1 protein-coding gene is annotated in these 558 nt (G+C 65.4%); it reads left to right on the top strand.

The window, feature by feature from the left end; all coding sequences use genetic code 11:
• Nucleotides 1–327 precede the first annotated feature (327 nt).
• On the top strand, nt 328–558 hold a 231-nt coding region (locus ABD951_RS10880), incomplete at its 3' end, for a hypothetical protein (protein WP_345344579.1).

Genomic DNA, 558 nt, shown 5'->3' with positions numbered 1-558 from the left:
AACTGCTGGCCTCAATTTCTACGGACCGGGTGTTACCCCGGCGTTAAGGCCCGATTCCCTCGCGGTAAGCAGGCGACTGGTCGGCTGGGCATCGGCGGCATACCCTTCGGCACCGGGACCTTGCGGGCTCCGGAGTCGTCGAACGCGACCGTCGGGTCCTGAACCACCAGCTCGAACCTCAAAAGACCTGGGGCGGGCGCCTGGAGATGATTGCCTCGGGTAGCTCCTGCCGGCTCCGGGGGGACCAGCGGGCCCGGTGAGGTTCACTGGCCCGCCGGACCGTGGTGGCTCGCGATCCGGTGGCCCGAAATTGCCGCCTCTGCCGGGGTGAATGTCGTAGTCACGGTTACCGGCACCCATCGGGCTGAGCTGCGCCGAGTCGACCGTGGTGGCCGACGCTTCCTTGTGTGCATCGGCAGTGACGCGAACAATGGGGACATCCGAAATCGGTTCACAGTCAGGATCGGCAGTTCGATCATGAAACTCGAAGTCCTTCGCGCCGTGGTCTGTGGCGGCGCTGCAGTCTCGTTGCTGGTGTTCGCCCCCGAAGTGGCTTCC

This window comes from Rhodococcus olei, assembly GCF_039540555.1.
GTDB lineage: Bacteria > Actinomycetota > Actinomycetes > Mycobacteriales > Mycobacteriaceae > Rhodococcus_G > Rhodococcus_G olei.
The sequence above is the reverse complement of the archived record's forward strand: the minus strand, read 5'-3'. Positions and strand labels throughout refer to the sequence as shown.